A 13,392-nucleotide genomic window follows, 5' to 3' on the forward strand; every position below is an offset into this window, starting at 1 on the left:
CTCCTAGCAAAATATTGCGTAGAGTCCTATTTTTTTATTATTGTTCAAGTATTTTTAATCTACTCTCTACTTGTATAAATAAACGAATGATTAATAACAGCATAACCACTATAATCGCTATTATTGTATGTGGATATCTAAACAGTATACTAATAACACTTCCAATTAACATCATGATAAATCCGTTTTGCTTCATCACTTCTGCACTATACCTGTTACCCGCATCCCATAATTCCTTATTTTTCATAGATCGTTTCGTACGATAACCATATGCCGCATTAATATCGGTCGGTGGATTTTTTTGAAGAATAATTGCCGCAAGTATAAAAATAATACCAATCAATATGCTTATTCCTATGTTTACTAGTGCATCAATCAATTATATCCCCCCTAACTTACACTTTCATTATACGACACAACCCTTATTTTTCCAATTTATAACACATTCACTTTCTTTCTTTCGATGTCTGGAACATACTTGGAAGTGTTACAAAACGTGCCCCTTTCGTTTTTAACTGCGGAATGATTTTGTCTAGTGCATCAACAGATCCTTGTAAATGCCCACCTGGAGTAGAATGCTGCAGTATGACACTACCTGGAAATGAATTCCCTAACACATTATTTGTAATCGTATCGGCACTTACACCTTTCCAATCAACTGTATCAACACTCCACTGTACAATCATAAAATTTTGCTCAGTTGCCCAATTCAATTGATTTTCAAGTATTTCACCATACGGTGGACGTATAAATTTAGGAGCATAGCCGGCTAAACGTTTTAATATTTCTTCCGTTTTTATAATTTGATTACGGTACTCAGCGTCATTTACTTTCGCTAAATTCGGATGACTGTACGTATGATTACCAATTACATGCCCTTCATTTGCAATACGCTTTACTACGTTCGGAAATTTTTCTGCGTTTTCACCAAGTAAGAAAAAAGTAGCTTTTACATTATGTTGTTTTAACTTATCTAATATTTTTGGCGTGAATTCTGAATCTGGTCCATCATCAAATGTAAGAGCTACTTCCGCTTTATTATACGGTCCTGAAAATGCGTACGCATATTTTTCAACCCATGTAAATGGTGTCCACGATCCACGATCATCTGCTTTCATTTGTACTTCATAGCTTTGAGGGATATATGCGTATGGCAATGCGCTTATATAGTCTCCATAATAAAATGAGTTATATGGCATATAAGCATACGAAACATCTCGTTCTAGTCCCCATTGATATGGAGCAAACATTTCTGGCGAATAAAAATAATACATGATAAAAAACCTCCCTAAATTTTCATATGTGATTCATCTGCACTTTGTTAGAGAAATTGTTATTCATAAACAAAAATAAGACTGTCCTTAATTAGGACAGTCTTACTGCTTACTATTATTAATAAATCGATGTACTATCTTTTGGCAAAGCTTTCACATATTTTATATAGTTCGTCACTTTATCATCATCATCTTGCGGATATTGATATTCATATTTGTTAGCGATTTCGTTCGCCACTTCCCTAAATAAATCACCCATGACAAAGAATGACTCCCATATGTTTTCATATTCTGCATTAGAAAATGTTCTTTTAAATTGCACCCACATATCTTTTTCAATATATTGCTCGAAATGCTTTCCAAACTTCCCTGCATTAACTGTAAAATCTGTTTTCATACCAATATACCATTCTAGCATTACGATGAACATATCTCGCACTGGTCCCTCCAGCATTCCTTTTGCATAAGAAAGCTCTTCTCTCCATAGCCCTTTTGCCACATTCGTACTACACCACCAAAATTCATTACAACAATCCAAAAACTCTTTTTCTGTAGGCTTTTTTATTAAGTAATCTTTATCGCTTGCTGGCGGGAATCCTTCCATACAATTATCTTTATCGAGAAGTAATTTACTTAAACTATCTTGTCCAACGAACTTTTTTATTAACTCAACTGGAACTAGCGTTAAATCAATCCGATTCCCATCCATGAACTGCATTAAATACGGAAACTTCCCATCTTCATCTGGTTGAACTAACGACATTTCTTCTGGCATTTGTACTATCATTATTTCTCCAAATCTATGAACCCAATTATGATTAGACGTAAAAGATTGTATATCATTTACAACATACATAATATCATAGTCTTGAAAACAATCTCTTTTCACATTTGGATTTACACGCGATCCATTCAGGATAACTGCTCGAATTCTTCCATCCTCTTTTGCTGTATTAATAATTAAGTCTAGCATCTCTTTTTCAGTTCTCATCTACTTATAGCCTCCAATTTTTTGATATATAATATAGCGTTATGTATGTCGGAGGCCCACGAGCTAATCTCGTTATACAAGATACATGTTATAATTTTTCAAACATCTTTTTCATTCTATCTATCTCCTTACCTCATTCTTTTACGATTGCCATTACAAATCCATCGTATCCCTTACTTCCGACAGTTTGAAGCGCTGTAGCACTAACACGTGGCTCAGCAGCTATTAATTCATAGAAACGACGTATCCCTTGTACACGAGGATCGGTACTAGTATTGTCAATAACTTCTCCTTCACGTACTACGTTATCCCCAATAATTACAGTACCCGGTCGTGATAGTTTTAGTGCCCATTCAAAATAAGCAGGGTTATTTTGTTTATCAGCATCTATAAAAATAAAATCAAACGGTTCATACTTCTCGTTTTCTATCTGTTGTAAAGAATCTAACGCTAATCCTGTTCGTATTTCAATTTTATCAGTCAAATTAGCACGCTCAATATTGCTACGTGCAATTTCAGCATGTTTTTCACTTGCTTCCAATGTAACAACTCGGCCTCCAGATGGCAATGCTCTAGCAAGCCATATCGTGCTATACCCGCCTAGCGTGCCAATTTCTAAAACATTACGAGCCCCTTGAATTTGTACTAATAGTTGTAAAAACTTCCCTTGCATTGGTGATACATCATGTGCTGGCAAATTAGCTGAAACATTAGTTTGAAGAACCCCTTCTAATGTAGAATCTTTCGGTATTAATACATCACTCATATATTGATCAACAGCCGTCCATTTCTCAATTGTACTCATGTAAATACCATCCCTTTCAATTTCCCAATGCTTTCTACCATTCACTTTTAATTATACCGAAAATTCTGTCTCGAATACAAAAAATAAAGAAGGTACATCTACCCCTTACAGAATAGATATCCCTTCTTTTAAAGTTAAATTTACTTCCTATGGATTAGTAGACCAAAGCCCAGCAGATTTAATAAATGTACGTTTATTTAATTTCAGCTGCGCTACGATAAATTCTGCAATATCTTCTGCTTGCATTACTTTATCAGGGTTTCCATCAGTTAATCCTAAATCTACAGCCATATCAGTCGCTACTGTACTTGGAGTTAAAGCTGTTACACGAATGTTATGTTTGCGAACTTCCATCGCTAACGATTCTGTTAGGCCAAGGACACCAAATTTAGAAGCACTATATGCACTTGTTACAGGTGCACCTTTTTGTCCTGCTGTAGATGAAATGTTAATGATATCACCAGATTGTTGTTCAATCATGCTCGGTAAAGCAGCACGAGTTGCATAATATACACCCATTAAGTTTACTTGAATGATTTTTTCCCAATCAGCAACATCTAATTCTAAAAACTTACCGAACTTAGAAATACCAGCGTTATTAATTAAAATATCGATAGATCCTAAACCATTTTTTAACGTTTCAATCGCAGTAGTCACTTCTTCGTATGAAGAAACATCAGCAGTTGCAATAACAGCTTTTACACCTTCTGCTTCTACTTCTTTCGCTACAGCTTTTAAGTTTTCTTCTGAACGAGCTAATAGTCCTACATTTACGCCTTCTTTCGCTAATGCGATTGCGACAGCGCGACCAATCCCTCTACCTGCTCCTGTAATTAAAGCATTTTTGCCTTGTAATAATTCTGCCAAGTATAACACTCCTTAATCATCTCAGTTATGTATTATATTAAAATTGTATCTATGTTTATGTAAAAAGGCAATGATGCACTTTCATGTGCGTAGGTTACTTGTAGGTAACTATAGAAAGTTTTTATTTATAAGTTTCATTTTTTTACCATTATTCATGTAAAATAAAAACAAATCCAGCATAGGGGAGTGTATGTGTATGAAAAGAAAAAAATGGGTCTTGTTACTAGTTGCAGTCGGACTATTTATCATATTGTTTGCCCTGTACTTTATATTTGGTAATCCACTAAATTATAAAGTAATAGAAAAAGATACTAGCCATTATCTCCATACTAAAAAAGGTTATAAGCAAGAAGAAATACAAAACATAACCGGAAAATATACTCCCCTTTATAATATTGGCTATTATGCAACAGTAGTATATAAAGACGAACCATATTTTACATACTCTTATACATACGATGATAATAAAAAAATAATACAAGACAACGGTATTTTAGGAAGACATACTGAGTCATTTGAACATCTTAATTTAAACTGGTCGTTGTTTGACCAGTTAGTAGATGGTATTCATACAAACTTGCAGGGAAGAGGTTTAAAAGAAAAGAAAGATTATTCTATACGAAACGTTCAATTCATTGATATAGATGACGATAAAAACGGTGCAGAAGCATACGTTGACTTTAAGAACGATAAAGAATCTGATTACTCATACCGTATGAATAGCGAAGGAAAAGCTTATCAATATAATTGCAGTAACGGTAAATGCATTTTTAAAGAGAAATAGTGTTAGAAGGTTCTCCTTCTAACACTATTTTTCTTCATAATTAGGAATACACACAATAAATTCTGTTCCATTTCCTTCTTCACTCTCTACTTTTATCTCTCCTTGATGAAGGTCGAGTACTTTTTTTACAATAGCTAAACCTAAGCCACTTCCTCCATAGGCACGATTTCGTGAAGAATCCGCTTTATAAAAACGCTCAAAAATATGTTGTTTCTGTTCTTCTGATATACCGATTCCCGAATCACGGATGCGCACTTCCACTACTGTTTCATGTTCCTTTAACTGAATAGTAATCGTGCCACCGCTTGGAGTAAATTTAATACTATTATGAATTAAATTAATCCACACTTGACTCATACTTTCTTGGTCAGCAATAACATGTACTTTTTCTAAATCTAGTTCTAACTCGATTTCTTTTTCAGCCCAGAGTGGTTCACTATTTAACACAATTTGCTTTAACTGCTGATCTAATCGATAACTCACTCTTTCTGGTATATACTCTTCTGATTCTAAAAGAGTTAGCTTCAATAAGTTTTGACTTAGTTTAGATAATCTCGTTGTTTCAGTTTCAATAATGGTAAGATAATGTTTTCTTTTTTCCTCAGAAAGATTATCGTCTTGTAGTGCTCTAGCAAACCCTTTTATAGAAGTTAATGGTGACTGTATTTCATGAGAAACATTCGATACAAATTCTTGTCTCATTTTCTCCATCGTATTCAGTTCATCTGTCATATCATTTATACTTTTTACGAGCACACCAATTTCTCCATCATACTTTTCTTCATTTCGTATTTTTACGGAGAAGTCTCCTTTTGCAATTTTTTGTATCGGTTCAATAATAGTCCAAATCATTGCCTCTCGTTTTGGCCTCATTAATATTCCAATTAATGTCCAAATAAGAATAATAAATACAAAACCGACCATATCACTAATTAGAAAGGTAACAAATGGCGATACGTTTACGTCAAAAGCATTCAATATAGTAGTTGCTACATAAAATGCGATAGACCAAATGATAGTAAGAAAAGAAAAGAGCGCTAATACCGCTCCAAATACTTTCAGCATCTTCAACTTACTCATTCGTTTTCTTTTTCTCATTTACTTACCTCTAAGCGATACCCTAATCCTCTTATTGTTTTAATACTAAATTTCGACTGCTCTTCTTGAAACTTCTCACGTAACCGATTAATATGAACGTCTAGTGTACGTTCATTCCCTTCAAAATCATATCCCCATATTTCTTCAATTAATTGCTCTCTCGAACAAGTTCTTCCCGATTTAGACCCTAAAGTAAAAAGCAGCTCAAATTCTTTTAACCGTAACATAACCGTTTGTTCTCCAGATGTAACTTCGAATGTTTTACGATTTAATAATACATTTCCAACTTGAATCGATTGTGAAACTGTAATTTGGTAACGTTTCAATAATGCCTTTACTCTCACTACTAGTTCTATAGGGTCAAATGGCTTTACAAGATAATCATCTGTCCCAAGGTGAAATCCTTTTACTTTTTGTGATGTTTCCCCTTTGGCAGTTAGCATCAGAACCGGGATATCATAGTATTTTCTTAATTCAAAACATACATCAAATCCATCCATATTTGGCATCATGATATCAAGAATAACCATATCGACTTTTACGTCATCCATTTTCCGAAGTGCATCTACTCCATCAATTGCCTCATATGTTTGAAAACCTTCTCGTTCTAAAAATACAGAAACGAGTTCCCTAATGTGTGGATCGTCGTCTACTATTAAAATTTTAGGTATCAAAGGAACCATTTCCTTTCTACTTAGCATCTAATATATTTTTTTAAAATGCACCCTCTTTAATTTTCAATTGTTGCGTTGCAAACTCACGATACATATCATGCGTCTGTAATAATTCATCATGCGTACCACTACCTGTAAGATTTCCTTTTTCAATAAAGATAATTTTATCTGCATCTACAACAGTAGAAAGTCTATGCGCAATCACTAACGTTGTTCTGCCTTTCATTAAGTTATTTAACGCTTTTTGAACGACAGACTCAGATTTACTATCTAAGCTTGAAGTTGCCTCATCGAGCATAAGAATTTGCGGATTTCGAAGTAACGCTCGGGCAATGGCAATTCGCTGTCTTTGTCCACCAGAAAGCTTCACACCGCGTTCTCCAACTTCTGTTGCATAACCGTTTGGTAAGTCATGAATAAATGCATCAACATATGCCATTGCTGCTACTTTTTCAATTTCTTCATCCGTTACTTCACCTTCAACGCCGTAACAAATATTATCACGAATCGTTCCATCGATTAACGGACTATCTTGTGATACGTAACCGATTTGACGTCGCCATGACTGTAATGAATAACTCGTAATTGATTCTTTTCCTAATTTAATGGCACCACTAGTTGGCTCATAAAAACGTTCCAGTAATGAGAATAACGTTGTTTTCCCACTACCACTTGGTCCTACAATCGCTGTCACTTTTCCAGATTCAATTGTGAAATCAATATTTTTCAAAACTTGCTCTTCTTCGTTATACTCAAAATGTACATTTTCAAGAACGATCGGTTGCTTAGCATTTGTCACTTTCACACCAGTTTCATGATCTTCTACTTTATATTCTAAAATCGTACTAATTCTTTCCGTTGCACCAATTGCCTTTTGGAATTGTGTAAAGAACATAGATAATTGACTCATCGGCATTACAATTTGAACTAAATACAAAATAAACGCTACAAGTTCACCAGTTGTTAATGCACCGCTAGAAACTCTCATCCCGCCATATCCTACGATAATAACAAGTAGTGCCATTAAAACAAACGACATAACTGGCGAAATTAATGCTTGCACTTTTCCTTCTTTCAAACCAAATTGTAATAACTTTTGTATGCCTGTATTACCCGTTTCATATTCTCTTTTTTCTGTATTTGAAGATTTCACTAAACGAATTTCTGATAACACTTGCGTTAACACACTTGTAAAAGATGCCGTTTCATCTTGAAGCGCTTTTGAAATCTTATACATTTTTCGTCCAAGTGGAACTAAAATTAATACAGACAACGGAATAACCGTTAAAAGTAAAGCAGTCATTTTCCAATCTAACACAAATAATACAATTAACGATCCAACAATTGAAATACCACCTGTTAATAAGTTTGACAAATGCTCAGAAATTAACGTTTTCACAACACCTGTATCATTCGTCATACGGCTAATGGTATCACCTGTTCTATTTTGATCGTAATAAGATACCGGCAAGATAAGTACCTTTTTCCACAAACGTTCTCTTAGTCCCGCTACAATCTTCTGCCCAATATAATTTAGTAAATATATAGACAACCCTGCCGCAATAGTTTGCATTACAAAGAAAGCAACTAACCCAACAATTTGTCCTGCACTAATTGAAGAAAGCGAAAAATTATCTACTAATCCTTTTGTTAGCATAGGAATAAATAAACTCGCTCCCGTAGAAAGCAAACTCATTAATAACGCAAAAATTAAAATTCCTTTCGGAGGATTTGTATCTTGAATAAGGCGTAAAAACTGCCTCCAGCTCCCTTTTTTCTTCATTTCATTTCTAACTTCCATTCCTGTTCATCTCCTCATGTTAAACCAAACTATTCTTTCTAAAATTAGAATACGATACAAATGTAAACTGAATGTAAACACACTTTTTCTATTTTTACAAAATATACATAAAAACTCATCTTTACAACAGATATAAACATCTGATATTATTACCTGGTACTTAATATTATTCTATGTGAATTATAGATAAATAATTTAAAACACGATATAAATCTCCAGTTAGTGAAAGGAGTATCCTTTTTGCAAACAAATATACATTCTGAAAAGGAAACAATTATTTTTATTCATGGATTAGTTGGCAATCGTCGTGCCTTCAAAAAGGAGCAAAAACGATTTTCTGCCTCCTACAACATTATAACTTATGACTTATTAGGTCACGGTGATGATAAAGGAGAAGCAATCGACTTTTCATTACAGCGTCTCGTAGATCAATTATTAAACTTATATGAACAAGAAGGTATTAAAAAAGCTCATATTTGTGCGCTAAGTTACGGCTGTTACATCTCTACAATTTTTGCACAAATGCATCCAGAAAAAGTATTAAGTATTTGTCATATTGGAGGACATTACAATAACCCTTCTCGCTTATATAGCGTATTCCAAAATTTTTGGGAGAAGCGAGGGGATGAATACTCTAAATGGCTCTCTCAATACGCAAATACTATTTTTCCAAGTGGTATACTAAAAGCAAATCCGTTTGCAGTCATTTCAAGAAATATTTACTACCGTTTCGGATTACAATTACATTCATCCATTATTGCCCAGTCATTACGACATCGGTTAGAATTCGATTTAAAGTCTAAATTAAAATCACTTCCTCACCCTATACTATGGGTAATGGGAGAGCATGATCATCTCTATAAATCTTGTCTATTTGATTTGAAATCTATTTTACCTAACGTTCTATATAAGGAAATACCTTTAGCAGGACATGCAGCGAACTTATTTCGTCCTAACTATTTCCATGACTTATATGATCGATTTTTAAATGGAAATTTAAAATAAAAACTATTAAACTTCCAATTTATACAACTATAAAAAGGCTTCCCAAGTTTCCTTGGAAAGCCTTTTCTCTATACGAAAAGTATATAAAACTACTTTTTCTTAGTATGCTTTTGTGTAACCTAATAGGTGCTTGCTCCAGTAAGAGTTACTTACAGAACTAATACGTACACCAGTTGCATCTGTTTCTGCACTAATGAACTGACCGTTCCCTAAGTAAACACCCATGTGAGAAGGACCTGATTTATAAGTATTTTGGAAATATACTAAATCACCTGGTTGTGGATTGCTAGTTTTTGTTTTAGAGCTCCAGTATCCAGCAACTGTTTGACGAGCGCCTTTATGACCAGTTTGATTTAATACGTAGTGAATGAATCCACTGCAGTCAAAACCAGCAGGTGTTGTACCAGCAGTTCTGTATGGTGAACCATTTAAAGATCTAGCGAATCCAGCGATTGAAGATGTATCTCCACCTGTTGTTGGTTTTTGTACGTCTTTACCTGGTTGTTGAACGTTATTTGTAACGTTATTGTTATTGTTATTTGTAACGTTGTTTACTCCGCCTTTTACAAACTTAACGAAGTCTGCACTTACGTAACCCGTGCGGCCGTTATGGTTAATTTTGTACCAGCCATTTTCAGCGCCAGTAACGTTTAGTACTTTACCATTTGTTACTCCACCGATTACAGCGTTGTATGTAGCTGGGCCTGTACGTACTTTTAAAGCACCAGTGTTAACAACATAAGAACCACCAGTTTGAACTGTTGTAGTATTGTTGTTTGTAGTTGGTTGTTGTGTTTCGTTAGATACAGCAGAACCACCTTTTGTTACGAAGTCTTTGCTTACGTATCCAGTTCCACCATTGAAGTTGATTTTAAACCAATCTTGTACTTCACCTACAACTTGTACTGTTTTACCTTTGTTTACAGAACCTAATACTGTATGAGATGTACTTGGGCCTGTACGTACGTTAAGTGAAGAAACGTTTACTGTGTAAGTACCTGTTCCTTGTTGAACAGTCGTTCCTGTTTTGCCACCAGTCGTTACGAAGTCACCACTTACATAACCTGTTTGACCATTTACGTTTACTTTGAACCAACCGTTTTCTTGTCCAACTACTTGTAGCACTTGACCTGATTTCACTTTAGAAATAACGTTATGTCCTGTACCAGCACCTGAACGAACATTTAATACATCAGCAGTTACTGTGTATTTTAATTCAGAAGTTGTTTCTACAGTTTTTGTTTCAGTTACAGTCGTTTGAGTTTGAGTTTGTCCATTAATTTCTTTTAGCGCTTCATTTGAAACTTGTGCATGAGCAGAATCCATTCCTGGAACTGCAACGCCAGCTACAGAAGCTGCTGCTAAACCTGCAATTACTTTTTTCATAAGTTGTCTTTACTTCCTTTCCCTACTATCCTCTTAAAAAAAACTTAAAACTTTAATACTTTACAATATTATCAAAGTAAAATATTCATCCAGTTCCATTTTTTAGCAAGAGTTTTATTTTTCACACAGAGTTCATTTTAAATGAACAAAGTGAAATCCGTGTGAACTTCATGTGAACTTTATCATTAATTATAGTGTTTTTGCAATGATTTTTTCAAATTTCTTATATATTGCATGAAAATTCGACATTTCATTTAATATCTCAATATAAAACATCCCTTGTCTATCTTCTATAAAAAATTCTATTAACCTAATACAAACCACATTATGTATTTCCTTATAAAGCTCCTTACATGAAGTATACTTTCATCATGACAAAAATCACTCTATTTATCAATAGTATAATATTTTTAGAAAACTAAATTTCTATACTATCTACAATTTTGAAATAATTTGACGAATTGTAAGATTTATTTCACAAAAACCATTTCTCCTTTAAAGAAAACACACACTATACCAACTGTTTTCTTTTCCGATAATGGAATTTATAGGATAATCATAGTATTATATATCATAATAAAACTTTAATTAGTAAAGGTTTTATCCCCCCGCTAATTATTAACCCTCACTACTCGGGCTACCCATTAATGCGGAATTTTATTGGAATAAAAAGAGGAGGCATATTTGTGAGAAATATAATAGATGATCCAATACAAAAAAATATAGAGCCATACTATGCTTTTATTCAATTCGTTTCAATGATAACATTACAAAAAGTATCAGCTATTGAAATACGTAAAAATGAATTAAAAAATCAGATGAAAAATGCTGGACAAAAAAAACCTTATTACGTATAAAAAAGGTGAACAGGTTATATTCCTGTTCACCTTTTATCAAATTATTTTATTTATAAATTTTCACACGGTTTTCTAACGGTTGGAATTCTTTTTCACCAGCATGTACTACCGGTTTACCAAATGGCATTTGCGCAGTGAGCTTCCAATTTGCTGGAACATCCCACTCTTTTCTCACTTCTTCATCAATTAGCGGATTGTAATGCTGCAACGTAGCACCAAACCCTTCAATTTCTAAAGCTGTCCAAATTGCAAATTGTAACATTCCTGATGATTGCTGAGACCAAGTTGGGAAATTATCTTTATATAATGCAAAGTTTGCTTGAAGACCTTCCACAACTTCACTGTCTTCAAAATATAAAACCGTTCCATAACCACTTTTAAATGCATTCATTTTTTCTTCAGTAGGTGCAAAGTTATTTTCAGGTACAATTTTTCTTAATGTTTCTTTCGTAATATCCCATAATTTATCATGTTGTTCTCCTAATAAAACAACAACGCGAGCACTTTGAGAATTAAAAGCTGAAGGTGTATGTTTTACAGCATGATAAATCACTTCTTGAATTTTTTCATCAGAAACTACTTGCTCTTTACTAATTGCATAAATAGATCTTCTGTCTTCAATTGCTGAGTAAAAATCTTTTGCCATCATAATTCCCTCCAATTTTCAATTGAGGCTATTTCATATGTATATGTCATATTACGCCCCTCAAACTTATTATTAATAAGCTTATAACTTTATAATATCACAGCAACAAATAAACTCAAATGATAACACTTGTATTTAGAATCTTTTTCCTTTTTAAAGTTAAAATAAAAAGACCGTTTGTTGTTATCTAAAATTAGTAACAACAAACAGTCTTACTTATGTAGCGATCTAGATTCGTATTTTACTTAATTAACTAATCCAAATGCATACGACATTAACTTATTTGTCTCTGTAAAACGTTTTGTTTTACTTGATGTCCCCATGACCACTGTAATAATTCGATTATCACCTTGCTTTGCAGTCCCCGTAAAACAGTATCCTGCGCTATCTGTAAATCCAGTCTTTAGTCCATCCATTCCTTCTATATATAAACTTTTATTATTTTTATTTAACATGTCGTTTGTGCTTATAACATTAATATTATTAAATGCTAGCTGACTTTGACGTAAGTGAGTCACTTCTAATATTTCCGGATAATCTTTTATAAGATGATACGCCAATTGTGCTACATCACCAGCCGTCATTTTTGTTTCACTTCCATCTGGCTCTTGTAATCCAGATGCATTTGCAAATTTAGCATGTTCCGACATTTTTAACTGTTTCGCTTTTGCATCCATAAGCTGAACGAAATCTTTCTCCGATTTTGCCATATGTTCTGCTAAAGCCACAGCTGAATTATTAGCTGACTCAATCATTAATGCATGATATAAATCTTTAACAGTTAATGTGTCATTAACTTGTACTGGGATTCTCGCTCCCTCTGTTTGTGCCGCCTTCGCACTCATTTTAACTGGATCTTCCCAGCGAACTTTCCCGTTATGTATACTCTCTAGTAGGAGATACGCTGTCATCATCTTAGACATACTAGCCGGTGCAAAAGCTTCATTTTCATTATATTGATAAATAATATCTCCATCACTCGCATCGATAATCATAGCCGCTTTTGCGTTAATTTCTGGTGGGATGTACTTTGGCGGGACTACTTTTTCAGTAAATCCTGCTTTAGGTAGTTCTGCCACTTGCAAAGGTTGTCCTTCTACATTCGCTACGCTCTTTTGATTTCCTTGGAATAAGAACCAACATATCCCTAAAATAATGACTAATAGGACTGTCATCCTTCCCCATTTTAACCGATTCATTTCAA

14 protein-coding genes are annotated in these 13,392 nt (G+C 34.0%); 3 read left to right on the plus strand and 11 right to left on the minus strand.

The window, feature by feature from the left end:
* Window positions 1-37 precede the first annotated feature (37 nt).
* The 5 genes from IBT51_RS00900 to IBT51_RS00920 all read right to left on the minus strand — a co-directional run bounded on the left by IBT51_RS00900 (window position 38) and on the right by IBT51_RS00920 (window position 3,937).
* Window positions 38-376: an SdpI family protein gene (locus tag IBT51_RS00900; RefSeq protein ID WP_025118474.1), complete on the minus strand. Its 339-nt coding sequence runs from the start codon at window positions 374-376 to the stop codon at window positions 38-40.
* 70 nt (window positions 377-446) lie between these two features.
* On the minus strand, window positions 447-1,274 hold the full coding sequence (locus tag IBT51_RS00905; protein ID WP_000291203.1) for a peptidoglycan-N-acetylglucosamine deacetylase: 828 nt from the start codon (window positions 1,272-1,274) through the stop codon (window positions 447-449).
* Between the two features lie 118 nt (window positions 1,275-1,392).
* On the minus strand, window positions 1,393-2,265 hold the full coding sequence (locus IBT51_RS00910; RefSeq protein WP_161114598.1) for an aminoglycoside 6-adenylyltransferase: 873 nt from the start codon (window positions 2,263-2,265) through the stop codon (window positions 1,393-1,395).
* Window positions 2,266-2,398: 133 nt separating this feature from the next.
* The gene (locus IBT51_RS00915) at window positions 2,399-3,070 is read right to left on the minus strand and encodes an O-methyltransferase (protein WP_069355435.1); all 672 of its coding nucleotides are present in this window, start codon (window positions 3,068-3,070) and stop codon (window positions 2,399-2,401) included.
* A gap of 147 nt (window positions 3,071-3,217) precedes the next feature.
* On the minus strand, window positions 3,218-3,937 hold the full coding sequence (locus tag IBT51_RS00920; protein WP_000818985.1) for a 3-ketoacyl-ACP reductase: 720 nt from the start codon (window positions 3,935-3,937) through the stop codon (window positions 3,218-3,220).
* A 196-nt stretch (window positions 3,938-4,133) separates the two neighbouring features.
* Here IBT51_RS00920 and IBT51_RS00925 point away from each other — a divergent pair, with 196 nt between their 5' ends.
* Entirely contained in the window at window positions 4,134-4,721 is a 588-nt protein-coding gene (locus IBT51_RS00925; protein ID WP_053564723.1) for a DUF3139 domain-containing protein, read from the plus strand.
* Between the two features lie 24 nt (window positions 4,722-4,745).
* On the opposite strand, the gene hitS is transcribed toward IBT51_RS00925, so the two are convergent.
* The 3 genes from hitS to IBT51_RS00940 are packed head-to-tail and all read right to left on the minus strand — an operon-like array spanning window position 4,746 to window position 8,294.
* Window positions 4,746-5,819 (minus strand): envelope stress sensor histidine kinase HitS, encoded by a 1,074-nt coding sequence (gene hitS, locus IBT51_RS00930; RefSeq protein WP_200457915.1) that lies wholly within the window; start codon window positions 5,817-5,819, stop codon window positions 4,746-4,748.
* Window positions 5,816-6,493 (minus strand): envelope stress response regulator transcription factor HitR, encoded by a 678-nt coding sequence (gene hitR / locus IBT51_RS00935; RefSeq protein WP_053565515.1) that lies wholly within the window; start codon window positions 6,491-6,493, stop codon window positions 5,816-5,818. The genes hitS and hitR overlap by 4 nt, the downstream gene beginning before the upstream one ends.
* A gap of 40 nt (window positions 6,494-6,533) precedes the next feature.
* On the minus strand, window positions 6,534-8,294 hold the full coding sequence (locus IBT51_RS00940; protein WP_053564725.1) for an ABC transporter ATP-binding protein: 1,761 nt from the start codon (window positions 8,292-8,294) through the stop codon (window positions 6,534-6,536).
* Between the two features lie 240 nt (window positions 8,295-8,534).
* On the opposite strand from IBT51_RS00940, the gene IBT51_RS00945 reads away from it, so the two are divergent.
* The gene (locus tag IBT51_RS00945; RefSeq protein ID WP_023521720.1) at window positions 8,535-9,299 is read left to right on the plus strand and encodes an alpha/beta fold hydrolase; all 765 of its coding nucleotides are present in this window, start codon (window positions 8,535-8,537) and stop codon (window positions 9,297-9,299) included.
* 99 nt (window positions 9,300-9,398) lie between these two features.
* Here the strand turns inward: IBT51_RS00945 and entFM are convergent, their stop codons facing one another.
* Window positions 9,399-10,685, minus strand: a complete 1,287-nt coding sequence (gene entFM / locus IBT51_RS00950; RefSeq protein WP_071730992.1) for an enterotoxin EntFM — start codon at window positions 10,683-10,685, stop codon at window positions 9,399-9,401.
* Window positions 10,686-11,371: 686 nt separating this feature from the next.
* Here entFM and IBT51_RS00955 point away from each other — a divergent pair.
* Window positions 11,372-11,542, plus strand: a complete 171-nt coding sequence (locus IBT51_RS00955) for a DNA mismatch repair protein MutT (protein ID WP_140155560.1) — start codon at window positions 11,372-11,374, stop codon at window positions 11,540-11,542.
* A gap of 46 nt (window positions 11,543-11,588) precedes the next feature.
* Here IBT51_RS00955 and IBT51_RS00960 read toward each other — a convergent pair whose 3' ends face one another.
* Both IBT51_RS00960 and IBT51_RS00965 read right to left on the minus strand, forming a co-directional pair.
* Window positions 11,589-12,191 carry a nitroreductase family protein gene (locus IBT51_RS00960; RefSeq protein ID WP_002093949.1) on the minus strand — a complete coding sequence of 201 codons (603 nt, stop codon included), beginning with the start codon at window positions 12,189-12,191 and terminating at the stop codon, window positions 11,589-11,591.
* Between the two features lie 242 nt (window positions 12,192-12,433).
* The gene (locus tag IBT51_RS00965) at window positions 12,434-13,387 is read right to left on the minus strand and encodes a D-alanyl-D-alanine carboxypeptidase family protein (protein WP_001080881.1); all 954 of its coding nucleotides are present in this window, start codon (window positions 13,385-13,387) and stop codon (window positions 12,434-12,436) included.
* Between the last annotated feature and the right edge of the window lie 5 nt (window positions 13,388-13,392).

Origin of the sequence: Bacillus sp. S71, from assembly GCF_016625265.1 — a bacterium.
Taxonomy (GTDB): Bacteria; Bacillota; Bacilli; order Bacillales; family Bacillaceae_G; genus Bacillus_A; species Bacillus_A cereus.

What these genes read in the sequence shown, in the direction of transcription:
- IBT51_RS00905 (WP_000291203.1), bottom strand. Translation starts at nt 1,274, where the DNA reads ATGTATTATTTTTATTCGCCAGAAATGTTTGCTCCATATCAATGGGGA.
- IBT51_RS00910 (WP_161114598.1), bottom strand. Translation starts at nt 2,265, where the DNA reads ATGAGAACTGAAAAAGAGATGCTAGACTTAATTATTAATACAGCAAAA.
- IBT51_RS00915 (WP_069355435.1), bottom strand. Translation starts at nt 3,070, where the DNA reads ATGAGTACAATTGAGAAATGGACGGCTGTTGATCAATATATGAGTGAT.
- IBT51_RS00925 (WP_053564723.1), top strand. Translation starts at nt 4,134, where the DNA reads ATGAAAAGAAAAAAATGGGTCTTGTTACTAGTTGCAGTCGGACTATTT.
- hitS (WP_200457915.1), bottom strand. Translation starts at nt 5,819, where the DNA reads ATGAGAAAAAGAAAACGAATGAGTAAGTTGAAGATGCTGAAAGTATTT.
- IBT51_RS00940 (WP_053564725.1), bottom strand. Translation starts at nt 8,294, where the DNA reads ATGGAAGTTAGAAATGAAATGAAGAAAAAAGGGAGCTGGAGGCAGTTT.
- entFM (WP_071730992.1), bottom strand. Translation starts at nt 10,685, where the DNA reads ATGAAAAAAGTAATTGCAGGTTTAGCAGCAGCTTCTGTAGCTGGCGTT.
- IBT51_RS00960 (WP_002093949.1), bottom strand. Translation starts at nt 12,191, where the DNA reads ATGATGGCAAAAGATTTTTACTCAGCAATTGAAGACAGAAGATCTATT.
- IBT51_RS00965 (WP_001080881.1), bottom strand. Translation starts at nt 13,387, where the DNA reads ATGAATCGGTTAAAATGGGGAAGGATGACAGTCCTATTAGTCATTATT.